Origin of the sequence: Amycolatopsis sp. ATCC 39116 (assembly GCF_000231075.2) — a bacterium.
Lineage (GTDB): Bacteria > Actinomycetota > Actinomycetes > Mycobacteriales > Pseudonocardiaceae > Amycolatopsis_E > Amycolatopsis_E tucumanensis.
The window spans coordinates 14,836-34,936 of the sequence record NZ_AFWY03000006.1 but is presented as its reverse complement, the minus strand read 5'-3'; the positions used below and the strand labels follow the sequence as shown (position 1 = coordinate 34,936).

Sequence of the window (20,101 nt, the reverse complement as noted above, 5' to 3'; positions counted from 1 at the left end):
GCTCGACGAGAATGCAGTCATGGCGACTGTGACGGAGTGGATCGAGGGTGCCCGGCCGCGGACGCTGCCCAACGCGGTGGCTCCCGTGGTGGCGGGCGTGGGGGCGACGATCCAGCTGGGGGCGTTCACCTGGTGGCAGTCGTTGCTGGCGCTCCTCGTGGCGCTCGCGCTGATCATCGGCGTCAACTTCGCCAACGACTACTCCGACGGCATCCGCGGCACGGACGCCGACCGGGTCGGGCCGCTCCGCCTGGTCGGCTCCGGTGCCGCGGCGCCGAAGCTCGTGCTCACCGCCGCGCTGACCTGCTTCGGCGTGGCCGGGGTGCTCGGGCTGGTGCTGGTGGCGGTCACCGGGCGGTGGTGGCTGCTCGCGATGGGGGCCGCGTGCATCCTCGGCGCCTGGTTCTACACCGGCGGCCGGAAGCCCTACGGCTACGCGGGGCTCGGCGAGGTCGCGGTGTTCATCTTCTTCGGCCTGGCCGCCGTGCTGGGCACCGTGTACGTGCAGGCCGGGCGGATCAGCTGGGAAGCGCTGGGGGCCGCGGTGGCCGTCGGGTGCTTCTCGATGGCCGTGCTGGTGGCCAACAACCTGCGGGACATCCCGACCGACCGGGTGGCCGGGAAGGTGACCCTCGCGGTGCGGCTTGGGGACGCCGGCACGCGGCGGTTCTACCTGGCGCTGATCGCGGTGCCGTACGTGGTGACGGTGCTGCTGGCGGTGTGGCACCCCTGGCTGCTGATCGCGCTGGTGACGGCGCCGCTGCTGCGGACCCCGGTGCGGGTGATCACCGGCGGGGGGAACGGGCCGGGGCTGATCCCGGTGCTGAAGGACACCGGGTTGGCGATGCTGGCCTGGTCGGTGCTGACCGCCGTGGGACTCGCGGTCAGCTGATCCACTTGCCCGTCGCCAGGAACCGCTCCATGCGGGCCGTGTGCGGGGTCAGGTCGAAGCCCTGTTCGGCGATCCAGTCGTCGTTGTAGTAGGTGTGCGCGTACCGCTCGCCGCCGTCGCAGATGAGGGTCACCACGCTGCCCACCTGGCCGGCTTCGAGCATGCCCGCGATGATCTCGAACGCGGCGTACAGCGCCGTGCCCGTCGAGCCGCCCGCCCAGTGGCCGGTGCGCTCCCGCAGCAGCCTGATCGCCGCCATGGACGCGGCGTCCGGAACCTGGATCATGTGGTCGATGACCGTCGGCACGAAGGACGGCTCCACGCGCGGCCGTCCGATGCCTTCGATGCGTGACGGCATGCCCGTGGTGTAGTCCATCGCGCCGGTCTGCCACGCCCCGTAGAACGACGAGTTCTCCGGGTCGGCCACCGCGATCTTCGTGGTGTGCCGCCGGTAGCGCACGTACCGGCCGAACGTCGCGCTCGTCCCGCCGGTGCCCGCGCCCACCACGATCCACGACGGCACCGGATGCCGTTCCGCGCGCATCTGCGCGAACACCGACTCCGCGATGTTGTTGTTGCCGCGCCAGTCCGTCGCCCGCTCGGCGTAGGTGAACTGATCGAGGTAGTGCCCGCCGCACTCCGCGGCCAGCCGCTCGGCCTCGCTGTACATCGCGGACGGCACGTCCACGAAGTGGCACCGGCCGCCGTAGAACTCGATCAGCTCGATCTTCTCCCGGCTGGTCTTGCGCGGCACCACCGTCACGAAGTCCAGCCCGAGCATCCGCGCGAAATACGCCTCGCTCACCGCGGTCGAACCGCTGGACGCCTCAATCAACGTCGTTTCCGGGCCGATCTGCCCGTTGACCAGCGCATAGAGCAGCAGGGACCGCGCCAGCCGGTGCTTGAGCGAGCCGGTCGGGTGCACCGACTCGTCCTTCAGGTACAGGTCCACGCCCCACTCGGGCGGCAGCGGGAAGCAGTGCAGGTGCGTGTCGGCGCTGCGGTTGGCGTCGGCCTCGATCAGGCGGATCGCCTCGCGCACCCACGCCCTATTCGTCGCCGGCATCCTCGCCCCGCAGCTGGGCCCGCAGCTTCGCGCGCTCCCGCGCCCGGTGCTCGTTGCGCACCGCGAGACCGGCGGTGACCCGCGCGTTCAGCTTGCGGAACACGAGCAGCCCGACCGGCAGGCCGACCACCACACCGACGGCGACGGCGACCAGCAACGGCACCTTCACCAGGACGAGCACGGCCGCCACGACGACGATCAGCCCGAACCGCGCGAGCAGGTAAAGCGTCAGGTCACGGCCCAGATGAGTACGGGTCTCGCTCACGTTTGACGAGCCTACGCGCCGGTCTGCGGCGGGTTTTCCAGCACCGTGTTGTTCGGCCTGCCCTCAAAGCGCGTGGACAGCACCACCGTGGTCCGCGTGCGCGCCACCCCGGCGATCCGGCGCAGCCTGCCCAGCGTGTGCTCCAGGTCGTCGACCGTCGGCACCCGCACCTTCACCACGAACGCCTCGTCCCCGGCGACCGCGTAGCAGCTCTCGACCTCGGGCAGCGCCCCCAGCTCGTCGGCCACGTCGTTGTCCTCGGCGGTGTCGGTCGGCTGGATGCCGACCAGCGCCGTCACGCCGAGACCGACCGTGCTCGGGTTGACGGTCGCGTGGTACCCGGTGATCACCCCGGCCGCCTCCAGCTTGCCGACGCGCTCGTGCACGGACGACGCGGACAGGCCCACGGTTCTGCCCAGCTCCGCGTAGGTGGCACGGCCGTTCAAGCGCAACGCGGCGATGATCTTGCGGTCCAGGGCATCCACGCGGACCAGCCTAGGCGGCCTTTACCCACGGCCCGCGACCGCTGCCGGCACCGTTGCTTAGCGTCCACAAGCTGGGCGTTTTGTCCATTACTTACCCTTTACTCTTCGACAACCGTTCGAGTACCTGGCGGGTGAGATGCCACGATTGCCGTGTTGATCGAACCGGGGCTTCGACCTCCGGTTTAGCAGTTTGGTCGTGAAGGAGGCGGAAAATGACCGCTAGCACGGGAGGGCGCCTGCTGACGCCCGGCGAAGTCGCCGCGTTGTTCCGGGTGGACCCGAAGACCGTGACCCGGTGGGCGACCGCGGGCCGCATCGGCTCGATCCGCACCCCCGGTGGGCACCGGCGGTTCCGGGAGTCCGAGGTCAACGCCCTGCTGGCCGAGCTCACCACGGACGCGAACGAACCCGCGCGCGTCTGAGCAGGTGGGCGAGAACCCCGCGGACCGGCCCAGCCGGACCCGCGGGGCCCGGGCGCGTCAACCGGAACTCACGCCGGAGGGGTTACCCTCGGTACAGCAGTTCCGCGCCAACGCACTCGGAAGGGAGCGGGGATGATCTACCTGCTCGCAGCGATCGGAGCGCTCACCATCGCTGTCCTGTTGTGGCGAGCCTTCGGCCCCGAGCACGTCGGGGTGTCCTCGCGAGCGACCGTCCCGCCGGACGACGACCCCGAATTCCTGCGCAAGCTCGGCGAGCAGAAGCCGCCGAAGTCCGAGGAAGACTGATCGCCTGCTCTTCTCCACGTGCGCAACTCGCACCGCCGCGGGTTCTCAGGAGCCCCCTCGCGAGGACAGCGCCGACGTGGTGACGGCACTGTCGCGCGAAGCGCCTCGATGAGGGGCGGTGGTCGGGTGGCGGGCGGGATTCCGAGGTTCCGCTACCCGCACCGCTACGTGGGCCGCCTCTGGAATTCTCTCTACCGTTTACCGGGGAAGGCGTCCGCCATGGTGGCCGCCAACTCCAGGAGCGCCATGCGCGTCTCCGGTGTCAGGCGCTCCAGCTCGATCTCCGCGCCCTCTTCGAGGTGCGGGTCGAACGGGATCCGGCACACCGCGCGGGTCCGCGCCGCGAAGTGCGCGGCCAGCTTGTCCAGGTCCACCGAGCCGGCCTTCGGGCGGACCGAGTTGATCACGGTCACCGACCGCTTCACCAGGTCGCCGTAGCCGTGGGCGTCCAGCCAGTCCAGCGTCGCCGAGGCGCTGCGCGAACCGTCGACCGAACCCGACGACACCACGACCAGCGCGTCGGCCGCGTCCAGCACGCCCTTCATCGCCGAGTGCATCAGACCGGTGCCGCAGTCGGTGAGCACGATGTTGTAGAAGTGCTCCAGCAGGTTGACCGTGCGCAGGTAGTCGCTCTCGGAGAACGCCTCCGACACCGCCGGGTCCTGCTCGCTGGCGAGGATCTCCAGCCGGCTCGACCCCTGTGACGTGTAGGCCCGGACGTCGCTGTAGCGCGTGATCTTGTCCGCGTCCCGCAGCAGGTGCCGAACCGTCGCCGTGGTCTCGATCGGGATCTTCTGCGACAGCGTGCCGCGGTCCGGGTTCGCGTCCACCGCGATCACCCGGTCACCACGCAGCGCCGCGAACGTCGAGCCGAGCGTGGTGGTGATCGTGGTCTTGCCGACCCCGCCCTTGAGGCTCAGCATCGCGATGCGGAAGCACCCGCGCAGCGGCTGGTTCACCCGCGCGACCAGCTCCCGCTGCCGCTGCTCCTGCGGGCTCTCCCCCGGGTTGATCAGCTTGCCGGAGGCGACGTAGACCGCCTTGCGCCAGCCCGACTGGGGCACGCGCTTCGGCGGCCGCACCGGGCGGTCGGGCGCGGCGTGACGCGGCCGCGAGGGCTGCGGCAACGGCGGGTACGGGTACTGCGGCTGCCCGTACTGCTGCTGTTGCAGCGGGGGCAGGTTCGGGTCGTAGCCGGGCTGCTGGTGCCGCGGCGGCGGAGGAGCCGGGTGCGAGGTGGAGTCGGTTCGTTCGTCGGAGAAGTAGGACTCGGGTTCGCGCGGCTCGGTCATCAGCCGACCCCGGCGTAGGAATGCAGGCCCGTGGTGACGAGGTTGACGAAGAACAGGTTGAACACCGTCACCGCGAAGCCGACGGTGTTGATGACCGCCGCGCGGGTGCCGCGCCAGCCGGCCGTGGCCCGCGAGTGCAGGTACGCGGCGTAGACGATCCACGCGATGAACGCGGTGGTCTCCTTCGGGTCCCAGCCCCAGAACCGGCCCCAGGCGGCCTCGGCCCACACCGCGCCGCACAGCACGCCGAACGTGAACAGCGGGAACGCGAACACGGTGGTGCGGTAGGCGATGCGGTCGAGCACGTCGGCCGCGGGCAGCCGCGAGCCGAACCGGGCGAAGCGCTTCGGGTCGCGCTCGTGCGCCGAGCGGACCAGGTACAGGATGCTGGCGACACCGGGCACCAGGAAGATGCCGGACGACGCGGCCGCCGCGGAGACGTGGATGACCAGCCAGTACGACTGCAGCGCGGGCTGGACCGGCGCGGCCACGGTGTAGAGCATCGTGCCGCCGACGAACATCAGGATGACGACCGGCAGCAGCAGGAAGCCGGACAGGTGGCGGGCCGGGAACTTGCGGATCACCACGAGCCAGGTCACCACGGCGATGAACGTCACCGCCATGATGTATTCGTACATGTTGCCCCACGGCACGCGGTGCGTCGCCAGGCCACGCAGCACCAGCGCGGCCAGGTGCAGCAGCACGCCCAGGACGGTCAGCGCGGCGCCCATGCGGCCGATGCGCTCGGCGCGGCCACGGGCGGCGCGGGCCGCGGGAGTTTCAGCCGGAGGGGTGACGGTCTCGGTGCTGTCCGGGCCGCCGGCGCCGACGAGTTCACGCGCCCGCTCCCGGGTGCGCTCGGCCGCGCGGCGCCCCTTGGCGCCGAAGGACTGTTCGATGAGGAAGAAGACCAGCGCCAGTACGTAGATCGCGGTCGCCGTCGTGTAGGACCAGTCGCTGTACTGGGACAACGTTTCGTTGACCGGCATTACCTACCTCTTCTTCTTGCCTGTGAGCAGCTCTTCCGCGATCCGGGTGAACTCCTCGCCGTAGCCCGCCTGGTCGGTGCGGGCGAGCCCGCCCACCGCGACCACGGTACCCGTCCCGCCCTCGCCGGCCGGGACGACCCGCACCCACAGCCTGCGACGTTTGATCAGCAACGACAACCCGAGGCCGAGGAACATCGCGACCGCGAACCCGAGCACGTAGGTCTGGGTCGGGTCGTGCGAGATCTGCAGCGACACGAAGCGCTGCACCCCGTCGAACCGCACCACGGTGCCGTCGTCGAGGGTGACCGACTGGCCGACGTTCAGGTTCGAGCGGGCGACGCGGCTGAGGCGGCCGTCGTCCACCATGGACTGGTCGATGGAGAAGATCGACTGGCTCTGCCCGGAGTCGAGGCCGAGGTCGCCGCGCATCACGTCGACCGCGACCATCGGGTTGGTCATCTCGGGGCCGCCGCCGGTCAGCACCCCGCCGTGCAGCAGGCCGTCCGGCGCGAACAGGCCGGTGATCGCGAGCTGCTTGGTGCGCCGCTCGAACGGGTCGGTGATGTTCGGCGGGTCGAACTTGGTCGCGCCCTCGTTGAGCGTCCCGGTGCCGTCGGTCGGGCGCCATTGCGTGGCCTGCGTGCGGGTGGTGCCGTCCGGCCAGGTGATCGTGAAGATCGGCGAGTAGCCGTTGCCCAGCAGGTAGACGCGGTCGCCTGCCAGGCGCAGCGGCGAGTTGACCTCGAGCAGGTAGTCGCGCCAGGTGCCGGTCTCCAGGTCCGCGCCCGCCTGGTACTGGACGTTCGACTTGTACTGGATCGGCTGGCCGGCCTCGGTGAACTCGGCGGTGAAGTCGTTGACCTTGACGCAGAACGGGTTCAGGTCGGTGCCGTCGACGCGCAGGCCGGGGGTGAACGAGTCGTAGGCGTAGATCCCGGAGTTGCAGAACTGGGACCCGTTGGCCTGGACGATCACCTGGCCCTCGTAGGTGTACATCTTGCCGAGCGCGAACGCGATGATCAGCCCGAGCATCCCGAAGTGGAAGACCAGGTTGCCGGTCTCGCGGAGGTATCCGCGCTCGGCGCTGATCGTGCGGGCCCCACCCTCCTCCGCGCGCTCGACGCTGCGCCAGCCCTTGAGCCGATCGCGAGCGGCGGCGATGACCTCGTCCGGGTCGCGCGGCGTGGTGGCCTCGGCGAAGTGCGGCAGCCGGGACAGGTTGCGCGGGGTCAGCACCGGCTTGGCGCGCATCGACTTGAAGTACTCGACGCTGCGCGGCAGCAGGCAGCCGATGAGCGAGATCATCAGCAGCAGGTAGATCGCCGAGAACCAGACGCTGGAGTAGACGTCGAAGAACTGCAGGCGGTCCAGCAGCGTGCCCCACCAGCCGTGGTCGGCGATGTACTGCTCGGTCTTCGGGGCGTTCAGCGTGCGCTGCGGCAGCAGGGCGCCGGGCAGCGCAGCCAGCGCGAGCAGGAAGAGCAGGATCAGCGCGGTGCGCATCGCGGTGAGCCCGCGCCAGGTGTTGCGCAGGAACGCCAGGACGCGCTTGGCGGGCGAGTTGCGGTACGGCTTGGGGTCCGGGGGCGCTTCGGTGGCGGTCACAGCGGCAGCACCGTGTCCGTGACGAAGGCGTCGCGCAGCCAGCTGACCAGCTCGCCCCACAGGCCGGTGACCAGGAGGACCCCGACGACGAGGAGCAGCCCGCCGCCGAAGATCTGCACCCGGCGGCCGTTGCGGCGCAGCCAGTCGGTGGCGCGCACGGCCCAGCGCGCGCCGAACGCGATGAGCAGGAACGGCAGGCCGAGGCCCAGGCAGTAGACCAGGACCAGCAGGAACCCGCGGGCGCCGCTGGAGCCGGTGCCCGCGGCCAGCGCGAGCACCCCGGACAGCGTCGGGCCGATGCACGGCGTCCAGCCGAGACCGAACACCGCACCCAGCAGCGGCGCGCCGAGCAGGCCGCCGCGCGGCACGCGGTGCGACCGGACGTCGCGCTGCAGGGCCGGGATGAGGCCGAGGAACACCAGGGCCATCGCGATCGTCACCACGCCGCCGACGCGCTGCAGCAGGTCCTGGTTGACCAGCAGGGCGTCGGCGAGCCACACCAGGCTGCCGACCCCCGCGGCGAACACGACGGTGAAGCCGAGGACGAACAGGCCGGCCGCGCCGACGACGGCGTAGCGGCCCTTCTTGCGGTCCTCGTCCGCGGTCACGGCGGGCGCGTCGGCGCCGACCAGCGCGGCGAGGTAGGCGAGGTAACCCGGCACGAGCGGGACGACGCACGGCGAGGCGAACGAGATGGCGCCGGCGAGCAGGGCGACCCCGGCGGCGAGCAGCAGCGGCCCGGAGGTCGCCAGCTCGGTCACGGAGTTCACGGTTCGAGGGTAAGCAGTGAGTTCGGTGTGAGTTCACCGGGATGGTCTCGGCCGATCGGCCGAGGACGGCGAGCTCTTCGACCGAAGCCGGCGCCGTGGTCCGCACCATACCTTTTCGCCCATGACGATTCCGCTGCGTGTCCACGCGTCGCTGTCCGTGCTGGTCGGAGCCCCGCTGGTGTGGGAAATCACCCGCACCGAAGTCGCCTGGCGCTCGGTCCCGTTCCTGCTGTGCTGCGCGCTGACCGCCGCCGCGCCGTGGGCCGCGCTGCACCTGCGGTGGTGGGCCGGGGCGCTGATGGCCTCCGCCGGCGTGCTCGGCTCGGCCGGTGCGCAGCTCGCGATGGACCACCTCGTCGCCCGGCCCGAGGTGGTGAACCTGCCCGCCGTGCAGGTCGCCGGCGTGCTCGCGGTGCTGGTGATCGTGCTGCGCGGCGCCGGGAAGTGGGGCGCCCCGCTGGGCGTGGCCGGGCTGACGCTGTCCACCGCCGCGGCCGCCGTCGCGATCCAGCAGTGGGCGCGGGTCTCGCCCCAGCTCGCGACACCGCACCCGCCGACGGTCGCCGGGACCGCGTTCCTGCTGTTCGGCGGCGCGCTGGCGCTCGGGGTCTTCCTGCGCTCGGGTTATTCGGCCGCGAGCCGCTGGACCACCGGCTCGATGTCGCTGGCCAGGATGGACCGCAGGTAGACCGCGGCCACCCGCTGCTGCTTGTCCAGGATGATCGTGGACGGCACGACGTTGCGCGGGTAGCCGGACAGCTGCAGCAGGCTGCGGCCCGGCGGGTCGTAGATCGACGGGTAGGTCAGCTGCCGGTTGCGCACGAAGTCCTGCGGCGCCGAGCGGTCGTCGTCGCGGACGTCGAGGCCGAGCACCTGCACGCCGTTGGCCTGGTGCGCCAGGTAGAGCTTCTCCAGCTCCGGCGCCTCGGTGCGGCACGGCGCGCACCACTGGCCCCAGATGTTGATCACGACGACCTTGCCGGCGTAGTCCGCGACCGAGATCGTCTTGCCCTCGGTCATCAGGTCCTCGCCGGACAGGTTCGGGATCGGCTGCCGGTCGGCGCCCTCGTAGAGGATGTCGGTCTTGCCGCCGGGCGCGACGAACTCGAAGTTGCTGCCCTGCGACACCGCGTCGTTCCCGGTGCTGCACCCGGCGAGCACGCAAACACTCGCCAGCACGGCCGCGAGGATCCGCTTCATGCCCCGGTCACCTTCGGGTCGGTGGCGCCGGCCGGCTCGCTGTAGACGATCTTCACCAGCTCCTCGCCGTCGAAGACCAGGCTGGTCAGCGACGCGAGCGAGCACTGGCGGCGGCGCGGGTCGTGCCACAGCGGCTTGGCCTCCAGGAACCGGCGCAGCGTCCAGATCGGCAGCTGGTGCGACACGCACAGCGCCTCGTGGCCCTCGGCCTTGGAGCGGGCCCGCAGGACCGCGCCGAGCATCCGGTGGGCGATCTCCACGTACGGCTCGCCCCACGAGGGCAGGAACGGGTTGCGCAGCTTCGACCAGTGCCGCGGCTGGCGCAGCGCGCCGTCGCCGACCGCGACCTTCTGGCCCTCGAACATGTTGCCCGCCTCGATCAGCCGCTCGTCGGTCTGCACGTCGAGCCGGTGCGCCGCGGCGATCGGGGCCGCGGTCTCCTGCGCGCGCTGCAGCGGCGAGGCGACCACGTGGGTGATGTCGTGGGCGGCGACGGCCTCGGCGACCGTCAGCGCCTGGCGGCGGCCGCGCTCGGACAGGTGGAAGCCGGGCAGGCGGCCGTAGAGGATCCCCTCCGGGTTGTGCACTTCGCCGTGCCGCAGGAGGTGCACGATGGTCGTCACTGACGGGCCTCCGCAGCGGCCTTCGCGGCCGCGGGCAGCGCGGCCTCGATGACCTCGAACGCCGCGTCGTCCATCGCGGAGTTGACGAACCAGGCCTCGAACGCGCTCGGCGGCCCGTACACGCCGCGTTCCAGCAGCGCGTGGAAGAACGGCGGGAAGCGCCAGGTGTCCGCGCTGGTGGCGTCGTGGTAGTCGCGCACCGGCTCCTCGCGGAAGAACACGCTGAGCAGGTTCCCGGCGTAGGCGACGTGGTGCGGCACGCTCGCCTTGGTCAGCGCCTCGCTGAACAGCGCACCGAGGCGCTGCGAGTTGGCGTCGAGGCGGCGGTACACCTCGTCGTCGGCCGCGCGCAGGGTCGCCAGGCCGGTGGCCACCGCGACCGGGTTCCCGGACAGCGTGCCGGCCTGGTAGACCGGGCCGGTCGGGGCGAGCCGGGCCATCACGTCGGAGCGGCCGCCGAACGCCGCGGCGGGCAGCCCGCCGGACATGACCTTGCCGAAGGTGTAGAGGTCGCCGGGCACGCCTTCGATGCCGAACCAGCCGGACCGGGACACCCGGAAGCCGGTCATGACCTCGTCCATGATCAGCAGCGCGCCGTTGTCGTGCGCGATGTCGCGCAGCTGCGCGTTGAAGTCGCCGGCTGGCGCGACGGCGCCCATGTTGCCCGCGGCGGCCTCGGTGATGATCGCCGCGATCGAGTCCGGGTTCTCCGCGAACGACTGCCGCACGGCCTCGATGTCGTTGTAGGGCAGCACGATCGTGTCCGCGGCCTGCGCCCCGGTCACCCCGGGCGAGGTCGGCAGGCCGAGCGTGGCGACGCCGGACCCGGCCTGGGCGAGCAGCGCGTCGACGTGCCCGTGGTAGCAGCCGGCGAACTTGATGATCTTGCTGCGGCCGGTGAACCCGCGGGCCAGCCGGATCGCGCTCATCGTCGCCTCGGTGCCCGAGTTGACCAGCCGCACCTGGTGCACCGGGTCGACCCGGTCGATGATCTCCTCGGCCAGCTCGACCTCGCCGATCGTCGGCGTGCCGAACGACAGGCCCGAGCTCGCGGCCGCGCGGGCCGCCTCGACGACCGCCGGGTGCGCGTGCCCGAGGATCATCGGCCCCCACGAGGACACCAGGTCCACGTAGCGGTTGCCGTCCGCGTCCCACAGGTGCGGGCCCTCGCCGCGCACCATGAACCGCGGCGTGCCGCCCACCGAGTTGAACGCCCGCACCGGGGAGTTCACCCCACCCGGCGTCACAGCGGCGGCCCGGTCGAACCATGCCCTGGACTTGTCGACTGCTTGCGTCACAGACCCCAGTCTTGCAAAGGTCCCGTCAGGCCTGGTTCAGGTGTCCGGTGAAGTAGCCGAAGTCGTCCTCGTCGCGCTCGGACTCGCGGCTCTTGCGGCGGCGCTTGACGCGGACCGCGAGCAGGACCTCGCGCACGGCGTCGACCAGCAGGACCCCGGCGACCACGCCGAGGCCGATCGCGCCGGACATCCAGCTCCCGACCCAGCGCGTGCTGGTCAGGACGGTGCCGTCGGTGAGGGTCACCACGACCGTGTGCACGCCCTGCTGCCACAACTGGAACGCGCCCCACACGGCGACCGCCGCGAGCAGCACCTCGGCCAGCGCGACCACCGCGCGCACGGGCTGGTTGAGGCGGGCCTGTTCAGTCACGTGAGCAGCCTCTCATGCCGTCCGCGCCTGGCGCAGCGCGGTCCGCAGCGCCTCGACGTCCTTGGCCCAGGCGAGCACGACGGTGCCGTCGGTGAGCCGGATCGGCAGGGCCTCGTACTTGTTCGGGGTGGTCCAGCCGCCGCCGAGGACCCGCGCCCCGGTCGGCGCGCCGACGTCGGTGACCTCGGCGATGTCGGTCAGCGGCAGGCGTTCGCGGCCCTGCCACAGCGCGTCGCCGGTGACGCGGACGGTCAGGAACCGCCGCCGCGCGTAGACCCAGGGCGCGGTGATCGCGGCCAGCCCGAGGCCGACGATCACCCACGCGACCGTGTGCGTGGCGCCGGTGAGCAGCTCGGCCAGGAACCCGAGCAGGGCGAAGCCGGGCCCGTACGCGAGGGCCGTCCAGCTCGCTCCGCGCTCCAGGTACCGGTCCACGGCTTACCGGCGGCCGACCTTCGGGAAGAACGGCTGCACCGACGGGATGTACATCAGCGCCAGCGCGACGAGGCTGAGCAGCGTCGCGATCAGCGAGATGCCGGTGTAGGCCTGCATCACGAACTGGAACACCAGCGTGATCGCCACCAGGACCGTCAGGACGGTGCGCGCGGAGCGGGTGCCCTGCCGCGCCTTCCAGGCGAACAGCACGAAGAAGGCCGCGAACGACACCGAGCCGACCAGCAGCATCGCGAACAGCACCGTGGTGCCGGAGGCGATCTTGTCCGGGGTGATCTGGGTGTTCGTGTTGGCCTTGACCAGGGTGTCGATGACCTGCTGGCGGGCGAGGAACACCACCAGGTAGGCGATGACGAGGACCACCGCGGAGGCGACCCACAACCAGAACGACACTTGCACCGGCCTCGGCGGCTCGGGCCGTTCGACCTCGTCGCCCGGCAGGCTCGGCGCCGGGGGCAGGCCCTGGGCGCGGCGCTCGTCGTCCGATTCGTTCCCTGCGGTCACCCTGAAGAGCCTACTGCGCACGTGGAGGGCACTGGCAGCGGCCGCTGGCTCAGTCGAGCCAGGCCGCCGCTTCCGTGGCCCAGTACGTGAGGATCATGTCCGCGCCCGCCCGGCGGATGGACGTCAGCACCTCGAGGATCGTGCGCTCGCGGTCCAGCCAGCCGTTCGCCGCGGCCGCCTCGACCATCGCGTACTCGCCGGAGATGTTGTACGCCGCGACCGGCACCGGGGACGCGTCGGCCGCCAGGCGGATCACGTCCAGGTAGGACAGCGCCGGCTTGACCATGATCGCGTCGGCGCCCTCTTCGACGTCCAGCTCGATCTCGCGCAGCGCCTCGCGCGCGTTGCCCGGGTCCTGCTGGTACGTCTTGCGGTCGCCCTTGAGCTGGGAGTCCACCGCCTCGCGGAACGGGCCGTAGAACGCGCTCGCGTACTTGGCGGAGTAGGCCAGGATGCCGGTCTCGGTGTGGCCGGCCTCGTCGAGCGCCCGGCGGATCACGCCGACCTGGCCGTCCATCATGCCGCTCGGCCCGAGCAGGTGCGCCCCGGCTTCGGCCTGGGCCACGGCCATGTCCGCGTACACCGCCAGCGTCGCGTCGTTGTCCACGGCTCCGCGGTCGTCCAGCACGCCGCAGTGGCCGTGGTCGGTGAACTCGTCCAGGCAGGTGTCGGCCATCAGGACCGTCGAGTCGCCGAGTTCCGCACGCAGGTCGCGCAGGGCGACGTTGAGGATGCCGTTCTCGTCGACCGCGCCGGAGCCGGTCGCGTCGCGGTTCGCGGGAACGCCGAAGAGCATCAGCCCGCCGACGCCGGCCTGCACCGCTTCGACGGCCGCCTTGCGCAGCGTGTCCCGGGTGTGCTGGACGACGCCCGGCATGCTCGAAATGGGCCGCGGCGCGGTGGCGCCCTCGGCGACGAACATGGGCAGGATCAGCTGACGCGGCCGGAGGGTGGTCTCACTGACGAGGCGCCGCAGCGCCGCCGTGCTCCGCAACCGGCGGGGACGATGCTCGGGAAACACCCCATCGACGGTACTCCGGCGGCGGAACGCGCTCGGGGCCGCCCGTGGGATCTCACGGACGGCCCCAACGGGCTGACGATCAGGAAGAACGCCGGGTGCGCTTACCCGTCCCCCGGAAATGGCTCGGGGCCGCCCGTGGCAATCCACGAACGGCCCCGGAACACCGGACGATCAGGAAGAACGCCGGGTGCGCTTCGCCTTCCGCGGCGGCGGCAGGGCGCCCTCCGCGCGCAGCTTGGCGGCGTGCGCGGCGAGCGCGTCGACCAGGTGCGGCACGTCGGCCACCTCCGGCTGCACGTCCACCCGCAGGCCGAACTCGACCGCGGTCTCCGCGGTCTTCGGCCCGATGCACGCGACCAGCGTGCGGGTGTGCGGCTTGCCCGCGATGCCGACCAGGTTCCGCACGGTCGACGACGAGGTGAAGCACACCGCGTCGAACCCGCCGGTCTTGATCATCTCGCGGGTCTCGGCCGGCGGCGGCGCGGCGCGAACGGTCCGGTAGGCCGTCACGTCGTCGACCTCCCAGCCGCGGTCCACCAGGCCGGCGGACAGGGTCTCGGTGGCGATGTCGGCCCGCGGCAGCAGCACGCGGTTCACCGGGTCCAGCACGTCGTCGTACGGCGGGAACTCGGCCAGCAGGCCCTCGCTGGACTGCTCGCCCTGCGGGATCATCTCCGGGTTGATGCCGAACGCGCGCACGCGGGCCGCGGTGGCCTCGCCGACGCAGGCGATCTTCACGCCGGAGAAGGCGCGGGCGTCGAGGCCGAACTCCTCGAACTTCTCCCACACGGCCTTCACCGCGTTGGCCGAGGTGAACACGATCCACTGGTAGCGGCCGTCGACAAGGCCCTTGACCGCCCGCTCCATCTGGGCGGGGCTGCGCGGCGGCTCGACCGAGATGGTCGGGACCTCGTGCGAGGTGGCGCCGTGGATGCGCAGCCGCTCGGCCATCTCACCGGCCTGCTCCTTGGTGCGCGGCACCAGGACCTTCCAGCCGTAGAGGGCGCGCGACTCCCACCAGGACAGCTTCGACCGCTGCCCGGCCTGCTCGCCGACGGTCACCACGAGCGGGCCGACCAGCTCACCGGCGTCCTGCGACAGGCTCGCCAGCGTGGTGTCGACCGTGCGCTGGGTGTTGATCGTGCCGTTGGCAGTGACGGCGACCGGGGTGGTGCCTGCCAGGCCGTGCTCGGTCAGCGCGCCCGCGGCCTCGGCCAGCTGGCCGGACGTCGCGTGCAGCACGATCGGGCCCGGCGCCGCGGCCACCTTCGCCCAGTCGACGTCGCCGCGGACGTCCACGTCGGTGTAGCTGCCGCCGAGCGCGATGCCGGCGTAGGCGGGCACGGCCGAGCCCGGCGTGATGCCGGGGACGACCTCGAAGACCGCGCTGGTCTTCGCGACGGCCTGCACCTCGGCGACGGCGGCGGCGCTGGTCAGCGGGTCACCGCTGGACAGGCGCAGCACGAGCCGTCCGCCCTTGGCCTCGTTGGCGAGGTCCTTCGCGACCTCGGCGGGCTCGCCGACGGCGGGCCTGACCTCGGCGTCCGCGCTGGCGCCCGCGAGCACGCCGGCGGGCACGTCCGGGTCGGTAACCACGACCTCGGCCTTCGCCAGGAGCTCCTGGGCACGTACGGTCAGCAGTCCGGCGTCGCCGGGGCCGGAGCCCACGAAGGCGACGCGCCCAGCGGTTGTCCGCGCGGGGGTCATCGTGTCTTTCTCCTATGAGTCGGCGCGAGCGCGCCGAACCGTTCGAGGAACTGTTTCACCGTGATTCGCGGCCCGGGCCGGACAGCGCGCCGGCTCCGAGGTCGAGCAGCTCCGCGGCCAGGTCGCGGCCGAGTTGCTCCGCTTCGCTCTTGCCGGCGACCGCCGAGGCGCGCAGCAGCTGCACACCCTCGTCGTCGAGGCCGGCGGCGGCGACCCCGCGCAGCGACACGTTCTCGATGACCGAGCCGTCCGCGTCGAGATCCTCCACCACCTCGGCGAGTGCGCCGACGGGCGCGCTGCAGCCGGCTTCGAGCGCGGCCAGCATGGCCCGCTCCGCCGTCACCGCGGCCCGTGTCGCTTCGTCGTCCACAATGGACCGAAGAAGGTGTTCGATGTCCACGTCGTCGACGCGGCACTCCACCGCCAGCGCGCCCTGTGCGGGCGCGGGCAGCATCTGGATCGGGTCCAGGGTCTCGGTGATCACGTCGGCCCTGCCGAGGCGGACCAGGCCGGCGCGGGCGAGCACGACGGCGTCCAGCTCGCCGTCGAAGACCTTGTTCAGCCGGGTGTCGATGTTGCCCCGGATGGGCACGACCTCGAAGCCGAGGCCGAGCGCGCGCAGCTGCGCCGTGCGGCGCGGCGAACCGGTGCCGATGCGGGCGCCGGGGGGCAGCTCGCCCAGCGTCAGCCCGTCGCGGGCGATCAGCGCGTCACGCGGGTCCTCCCGCGGCGGCACGGCGGCCAGCACGATGCCGCGCTCGGGCGCCGTCGGCAGGTCCTTGTACGAGTGCACCGCGACGTCGACCTGCTTGTTCAGCAGGGCCTCGCGCAGCGCGGAGGTGAACACGCCGACACCGATCTCCGCGATCGGCGCGCTGGAGCGGTCACCGGGCGTCGAGACCTTGACGATCTCGACCTCCAGGCCCGCCTTGCGCAGCGCGTCGGCGACCGTGCCGGTCTGGGTCAGGGCGAGGGCACTGCCCCGCGTCCCGATCCGAATGGTCCTCGTCACTTGCTTTCACCGTCTGTCCTGGGCAGGCGCTCGGTGGTCGGGCTCGACACGACGGCAGGCGATGCCGGGTCGAGCTCGAACAGCTCCCGCAGCGCGTTGGCGTAGTCCGTGCCCTGGGTTTCCGCGGCGAGCTGCTTCACACGCACCGTCGGCGCGTGCAGCAGCTTGTCCACGACCCGGCGCACGGTCCGGTTGAACTCGTCGCGGACCTCGGCGTCGAGGCCGGGCAGCCGGTTGTCCAGCCGCAGCATCTCGGCGTCGACGACCTCGGCGGCCCGCTTGCGCAGCGCGGTGACGGTCGGGGTGACCGCGGCGCTGCGCTGGGCGGCGAGGTACTCGCGCACCTCGTCCAGCACGATGCCGTTGGCCTTGGCGATCTGCTTGGCGCTGCCCGCCGAGCCCAGCGAGTCCATCCGCTTCCGGACGGTCTCCAGGTCGACGAGGCGGACGCCGGGCAGGCTGTCCACGTCGGGGTGGACGTCCCGTGGCAGGCCGAGGTCGCACACCACCACCGGGCGCTCGCCGCGGCCGGCCAGGTGCGCGGGCGTGATGACGACGTCCTGCGCGCCGGTGCAGGCGACCACGACGTCGGCGTCGGCGAGGCGGGCGGTCAGCTCGTCCATGCCCGCGGCCACGGCGGGCACGCCCTGCTCGGTCACGTTGGCCGCGAGCCGCTCGGCGTTGGCCAGGGTGCGGTTGACGACCGTGATGCGGCCGATGCCGCTCTTGCGCAGCTGGCTCGCGGACAGCGCGCCCATCGAGCCGGCGCCGACGATCACCGCGTGCTTGCCCGCCAGGTCGGGCGCCTCGCCGAGGGCCTCGGACACCACGGACGCGCCGAGGTGGTCCAGACCGGTCTCGGTGTGCACGCGCTTGCCGACGCGCAGCGTGGTCTGGATCAGCTCGTGCAGGGTGCGGCCGACGGTGCCGGCCTCGCGCGCGGCGGCGTAGTAGTTGCGCACCTGGCCGAGGATCTGGGTCTCGCCGACGACCATCGAGTCCAGGCCGGAGGCCACGGAGAAGATGTGCTCGACGGCGGCGCCCGCGTAGTGCACGTAGAAGTTGTCGTAGAGGTCGGCGGCGTCGCAGCCGGCCTGGCGCGCGAGCACCTCGGAGATGTCGGCCAGACCACCGTGGAACGCCTCGACCACCGAGTAGACCTCGATGCGGTTGCACGTCGAGACGAGCATGACCTCGTTCACGTGCGGCGACTGCTGGAGCTCGTGCAGCACCTTCTCCAGCTCGGTCGCGGGCACCGCGACCTTCTCCAGCGTCCGGAGATCGGCAGTGCGGTACGACAGCCCGACGGCCAGGACACTCACTTAGCGCACCACCATTCCGTTACCACCCACGTTCTCCGCTCGCCGGGCGACGTGGAACGACAGGATCTGCAGCTCCACGGCCAGGTCGACCTTGCGCACCTCGACATGGTCGGGCACCTGGAGGACCACCGGCGCGAAGTTCAGGATGCACTGCACCCCGCCCTGCACCAGCCGGTCGGCGACCGTCTGGGCCGCGGGCGGCGGCGTCGCGATGACGCCGATCGAGATCCCCCGCTCCGAGCACACCTCGGGGATGTCGTTGAGGTGCGACACCGGGATCCCGCCGACCGGAACGCCGATCAGGTCGGGGTCGATGTCGAACAGCGCCTCGACCGGGAACCCCCGGCCGGGAAAGCCTCCGTAATTGGCCAACGCATGACCGAGGTTACCGATTCCGACGACGGCGACCTTGTGCTGTCGCGTGAGTCCCAATATGCGCTCGAGCTGGGCCACCAGCACCGCGACCTCGTAGCCGACGCCGCGGGTGCCGTACGAGCCGAGGTAGGACAGGTCCTTGCGCAGCTTGGCGGAGTTCACGCCGGCGGCGGTGGCGAGCTCCTCGCTGGCCACGGTGGTCGCGCCCTGCTCGGACATGGCGGACAGGACGCGCAGGTACACGGCGAGACGGGCGACGGCGGCCTCCGGGATCGCGCGGACCCTGGCCTCCTCGGCGCCGTTCTCGGTGACCGCGGGCATCTCCGCGGTGGGGGCGTTGTCGGCGTCCGGGGTGGACAGCTTCCGGGCGACGGCCGAACCGTTTCGCCGGCCACGCTGTGACACCACGCCGGCCTCCTCGTTCCACGCCCTCGATGAGCTTCGAAATCCCTCTTGACCCGGGCCGCGAAGTCGGGTTTGATGCACGGCCGCCGTGAGGGGTACCGGCAATACGGTAGCCACTTGTGAACGCAGGCACAAAGTGGCTGGTCAACGGCATGACCGAAAGCACATCTAGCGCGCGGTGAAGGTGATCGTGTGCCAGCCGGTGGCGCCGTCCGGGACGACGTCGGCGAGCTGATCGGTCTGCGTGTAGCCGCTGTGGTCGGTCGCCCGCACCCGCACGGCATGGCTACCCCGCGCGACCGGCACGTCCACCCACCACATGCGCCAGGCGTCCACCGTCACCTCGGTGGACAGCTCCGCCGTCGCCCACGGGCCGTCGTCCACGCTCACCTCGACCCGGTCGATCCCGGTGTGCTGCGCCCACGCGATCCCGGCGATCCGCACCTGCCCGGCGGCGACCGGGCCGCGCGGCGCGTCGATCCGCGACTCGGTCTTCACCGGCGCCTGCCGCGCCCAGCCGCGCTGCAGCCAGTACGGCGTGCGCGCGTCCCAGGTGGTGAGTTCCAGGTCGGTGACCCACTTCGTCGCCGAGACGTAGCCGTAGAGCCCGGGCACGACCAGCCGCGCCGGGAAGCCGTGCTCGATGGGCAGCGGCTCGCCGTTCATGCCGATCGCGAGCATCGCGCCGACGGACGGATCGGCCATCGCGGCCACCGGCGTGCCCGCGGTCCAGCCGTCCGCGCTGGTGGAGAACACCTGCTCGGCGCCCGGCCGGACACCGGCCTCGGCCAGCAGCTCGGCGAGGTCGACGCCGATGAACCGCGCGGTCGAGATGTAGGGCCCGCCGACCGGGTTGGACACGCAGCACAGGGTCACGATCCGCTCGACCAGCGGCCGGTTCCGGATGTCGGACCAGGAGTAGGTGATCTCGCGGTCGACCATGCCGTGGACCCGCAGCGACCAGTCCTCGGTGCGCACCTGGGGCACCACGAGCGCGGTGTCGATGCGGTAGAAGTCCGCGTTGGGCGTGAGGAACGCCGGCGTGCCGAACTTCGCGAAGTCCGCGCCGGCCGGGACCGGTGGCGCGGTCCGCGCGGGGACCAGCGGGCCGACCGCCGCCCGGGACCCTTCGGCGTCCTTGCTCGTGCCGACCAGCTGCCCGGCGATCCCGGCCACGCCGGCGCCCGCCACGGCGATCAGGAAGTTCCGCCGCGCGGCCGACGAGTACTGCCCGTCGAGCGCGGTGCGGTGCAGCCACGCGAACACCGCGAGCCCGGCGACCAGGCTGACCACCGGCGCCAGCAACGCGATCTGCCCCAGGTCGGGACGGGTGAACACGGCGGCTCCGCCGAGCACGCCGACCACGGCCACGAACACCAGCCCGGGCGCGGCCCGGCGGCGGGAGGCCAGCCCGGCGGCCACCGCGAGCACCAGCGCGACGACGGCCATACCGGTCAGCAGCACGGCCTTGTCCGCGGTGCCGAACGCCCGCACCGCGAAGTCCTTGAGCCAGCCCGGGGTCAGGTCGATGGCCGCGTTGCCGACGGCGAAGAACGGCGACGCGCCCGCGCCGACGAACCCGGCCACCAGGTGCCCGGCCCCGAGCGCGGCGACCAGGGCGATCACGCCGATCAGCCCGGCGACGGGCGCGGACAGCCGCGGCGACTCGAGGTTCGTGCTCACGCCACCAGTCTGGCCCGGCGGGGCACCCCCGAGGGG

The 20,101-nt window shown here is 72.0% G+C and carries 23 protein-coding genes; 4 read left to right on the top strand and 19 right to left on the bottom strand.

The window, feature by feature from the left end:
- Positions 1-19 precede the first annotated feature (19 nt).
- The gene (locus AMY39116_RS0309215) at positions 20-892 is read left to right on the top strand and encodes a 1,4-dihydroxy-2-naphthoate polyprenyltransferase (RefSeq protein WP_020417400.1); all 873 of its coding nucleotides are present in this window, start codon (positions 20-22) and stop codon (positions 890-892) included.
- On the opposite strand, the gene AMY39116_RS0309210 is transcribed toward AMY39116_RS0309215, so the two are convergent.
- Genes AMY39116_RS0309210 through AMY39116_RS0309200 form a run of 3 tightly spaced genes read right to left on the bottom strand, consistent with a single transcriptional unit; the run spans position 885 to position 2,708 of the window.
- A complete protein-coding gene (locus tag AMY39116_RS0309210; RefSeq protein ID WP_039791359.1) occupies positions 885-1,958 on the bottom strand; it encodes a PLP-dependent cysteine synthase family protein in 1,074 nt (357 codons plus the stop codon). The two genes, AMY39116_RS0309215 and AMY39116_RS0309210, sit on opposite strands and share 8 nt — an antisense overlap.
- A complete protein-coding gene (locus AMY39116_RS0309205) occupies positions 1,942-2,223 on the bottom strand; it encodes a DUF4229 domain-containing protein (RefSeq protein WP_020417398.1) in 282 nt (93 codons plus the stop codon). Before AMY39116_RS0309205 ends, AMY39116_RS0309210 begins: the two co-directional genes overlap by 17 nt.
- Positions 2,224-2,234: 11 nt before the next feature.
- A complete protein-coding gene (locus tag AMY39116_RS0309200; RefSeq protein WP_020417397.1) occupies positions 2,235-2,708 on the bottom strand; it encodes an Lrp/AsnC family transcriptional regulator in 474 nt (157 codons plus the stop codon).
- A gap of 212 nt (positions 2,709-2,920) precedes the next feature.
- Here AMY39116_RS0309200 and AMY39116_RS0309195 point away from each other — a divergent pair, with 212 nt between their 5' ends.
- Positions 2,921-3,130, top strand: a complete 210-nt coding sequence (locus tag AMY39116_RS0309195) for a BldC family transcriptional regulator (RefSeq protein ID WP_020417396.1) — start codon at positions 2,921-2,923, stop codon at positions 3,128-3,130.
- Between the two features lie 132 nt (positions 3,131-3,262).
- Positions 3,263-3,436, top strand: coding sequence for a hypothetical protein (locus tag AMY39116_RS46775; protein ID WP_017986422.1), 174 nt, complete (start codon positions 3,263-3,265; stop codon positions 3,434-3,436).
- 191 nt (positions 3,437-3,627) lie between these two features.
- Here AMY39116_RS46775 and AMY39116_RS0309185 read toward each other — a convergent pair whose 3' ends face one another.
- From AMY39116_RS0309185 to AMY39116_RS0309170, 4 genes are read right to left on the bottom strand one after another with little or no spacing between them, the layout of a single operon-like run.
- Positions 3,628-4,728: a MinD/ParA family protein gene (locus AMY39116_RS0309185; protein ID WP_020417395.1), complete on the bottom strand. Its 1,101-nt coding sequence runs from the start codon at positions 4,726-4,728 to the stop codon at positions 3,628-3,630.
- Positions 4,728-5,717, bottom strand: coding sequence for a c-type cytochrome biogenesis protein CcsB (gene ccsB / locus AMY39116_RS0309180; protein ID WP_020417394.1), 990 nt, complete (start codon positions 5,715-5,717; stop codon positions 4,728-4,730). Before ccsB ends, AMY39116_RS0309185 begins: the two co-directional genes overlap by 1 nt.
- Positions 5,718-5,720: 3 nt before the next feature.
- On the bottom strand, positions 5,721-7,322 hold the full coding sequence (locus tag AMY39116_RS0309175) for a cytochrome c biogenesis protein ResB (RefSeq protein ID WP_020417393.1): 1,602 nt from the start codon (positions 7,320-7,322) through the stop codon (positions 5,721-5,723).
- On the bottom strand, positions 7,319-8,092 hold the full coding sequence (locus AMY39116_RS0309170; RefSeq protein ID WP_017986418.1) for a cytochrome c biogenesis CcdA family protein: 774 nt from the start codon (positions 8,090-8,092) through the stop codon (positions 7,319-7,321). The genes AMY39116_RS0309175 and AMY39116_RS0309170 overlap by 4 nt, the downstream gene beginning before the upstream one ends.
- A gap of 121 nt (positions 8,093-8,213) precedes the next feature.
- On the opposite strand from AMY39116_RS0309170, the gene AMY39116_RS0309165 reads away from it, so the two are divergent.
- Positions 8,214-8,780, top strand: coding sequence for a hypothetical protein (locus tag AMY39116_RS0309165; RefSeq protein ID WP_020417392.1), 567 nt, complete (start codon positions 8,214-8,216; stop codon positions 8,778-8,780).
- Here the strand turns inward: AMY39116_RS0309165 and AMY39116_RS0309160 are convergent.
- The 12 genes from AMY39116_RS0309160 to AMY39116_RS0309105 form a co-directional block, all read right to left on the bottom strand.
- The gene (locus AMY39116_RS0309160; protein ID WP_020417391.1) at positions 8,717-9,292 is read right to left on the bottom strand and encodes a TlpA disulfide reductase family protein; all 576 of its coding nucleotides are present in this window, start codon (positions 9,290-9,292) and stop codon (positions 8,717-8,719) included. The two genes, AMY39116_RS0309165 and AMY39116_RS0309160, sit on opposite strands and share 64 nt — an antisense overlap.
- A complete protein-coding gene (locus AMY39116_RS0309155; RefSeq protein ID WP_020417390.1) occupies positions 9,289-9,915 on the bottom strand; it encodes a histidine phosphatase family protein in 627 nt (208 codons plus the stop codon). Before AMY39116_RS0309155 ends, AMY39116_RS0309160 begins: the two co-directional genes overlap by 4 nt.
- On the bottom strand, positions 9,912-11,213 hold the full coding sequence (gene hemL, locus AMY39116_RS0309150) for a glutamate-1-semialdehyde 2,1-aminomutase (RefSeq protein ID WP_027935775.1): 1,302 nt from the start codon (positions 11,211-11,213) through the stop codon (positions 9,912-9,914). The genes AMY39116_RS0309155 and hemL overlap by 4 nt, the downstream gene beginning before the upstream one ends.
- A 25-nt stretch (positions 11,214-11,238) precedes the next feature.
- On the bottom strand, positions 11,239-11,583 hold the full coding sequence (locus AMY39116_RS0309145; protein ID WP_020417388.1) for a hypothetical protein: 345 nt from the start codon (positions 11,581-11,583) through the stop codon (positions 11,239-11,241).
- 12 nt (positions 11,584-11,595) lie between these two features.
- Positions 11,596-12,018, bottom strand: a complete 423-nt coding sequence (locus AMY39116_RS0309140) for a DUF3093 family protein (protein WP_020417387.1) — start codon at positions 12,016-12,018, stop codon at positions 11,596-11,598.
- A 3-nt stretch (positions 12,019-12,021) separates the two neighbouring features.
- On the bottom strand, positions 12,022-12,540 hold the full coding sequence (locus tag AMY39116_RS0309135) for a hypothetical protein (protein ID WP_020417386.1): 519 nt from the start codon (positions 12,538-12,540) through the stop codon (positions 12,022-12,024).
- Between the two features lie 49 nt (positions 12,541-12,589).
- Complete coding sequence (gene hemB / locus AMY39116_RS0309130) at positions 12,590-13,561, bottom strand: porphobilinogen synthase (RefSeq protein ID WP_051123504.1); 972 nt, start codon at positions 13,559-13,561, stop codon at positions 12,590-12,592.
- Positions 13,562-13,732: 171 nt separating this feature from the next.
- On the bottom strand, positions 13,733-15,268 hold the full coding sequence (locus AMY39116_RS0309125) for a bifunctional uroporphyrinogen-III C-methyltransferase/uroporphyrinogen-III synthase (protein ID WP_017986409.1): 1,536 nt from the start codon (positions 15,266-15,268) through the stop codon (positions 13,733-13,735).
- Positions 15,269-15,323: 55 nt separating this feature from the next.
- Entirely contained in the window at positions 15,324-16,280 is a 957-nt protein-coding gene (hemC, locus tag AMY39116_RS0309120) for a hydroxymethylbilane synthase (RefSeq protein ID WP_020417384.1), read from the bottom strand.
- Positions 16,277-17,602, bottom strand: coding sequence for a glutamyl-tRNA reductase (locus AMY39116_RS0309115; RefSeq protein ID WP_020417383.1), 1,326 nt, complete (start codon positions 17,600-17,602; stop codon positions 16,277-16,279). Before AMY39116_RS0309115 ends, hemC begins: the two co-directional genes overlap by 4 nt.
- On the bottom strand, positions 17,603-18,385 hold the full coding sequence (locus AMY39116_RS0309110; protein WP_020417382.1) for a redox-sensing transcriptional repressor Rex: 783 nt from the start codon (positions 18,383-18,385) through the stop codon (positions 17,603-17,605).
- A gap of 165 nt (positions 18,386-18,550) precedes the next feature.
- Positions 18,551-20,065: a molybdopterin-dependent oxidoreductase gene (locus AMY39116_RS0309105; protein ID WP_020417381.1), complete on the bottom strand. Its 1,515-nt coding sequence runs from the start codon at positions 20,063-20,065 to the stop codon at positions 18,551-18,553.
- Between the last annotated feature and the right edge of the window lie 36 nt (positions 20,066-20,101).

Excerpts from the sequence above, each read along its gene's own strand:
- AMY39116_RS0309215 (WP_020417400.1), top strand. The coding sequence starts at position 20 with ATGGCGACTGTGACGGAGTGGATCGAGGGTGCCCGGCCGCGGACGCTG.
- AMY39116_RS0309125 (WP_017986409.1), bottom strand. The coding sequence starts at position 15,268 with ATGACCCCCGCGCGGACAACCGCTGGGCGCGTCGCCTTCGTGGGCTCC.
- AMY39116_RS0309210 (WP_039791359.1), bottom strand. The coding sequence starts at position 1,958 with ATGCCGGCGACGAATAGGGCGTGGGTGCGCGAGGCGATCCGCCTGATC.
- AMY39116_RS0309165 (WP_020417392.1), top strand. The coding sequence starts at position 8,214 with ATGACGATTCCGCTGCGTGTCCACGCGTCGCTGTCCGTGCTGGTCGGA.
- AMY39116_RS0309195 (WP_020417396.1), top strand. The coding sequence starts at position 2,921 with ATGACCGCTAGCACGGGAGGGCGCCTGCTGACGCCCGGCGAAGTCGCC.
- AMY39116_RS0309160 (WP_020417391.1), bottom strand. The coding sequence starts at position 9,292 with ATGAAGCGGATCCTCGCGGCCGTGCTGGCGAGTGTTTGCGTGCTCGCC.
- AMY39116_RS46775 (WP_017986422.1), top strand. The coding sequence starts at position 3,263 with ATGATCTACCTGCTCGCAGCGATCGGAGCGCTCACCATCGCTGTCCTG.
- ccsB (WP_020417394.1), bottom strand. The coding sequence starts at position 5,717 with ATGCCGGTCAACGAAACGTTGTCCCAGTACAGCGACTGGTCCTACACG.
- AMY39116_RS0309185 (WP_020417395.1), bottom strand. The coding sequence starts at position 4,728 with ATGACCGAGCCGCGCGAACCCGAGTCCTACTTCTCCGACGAACGAACC.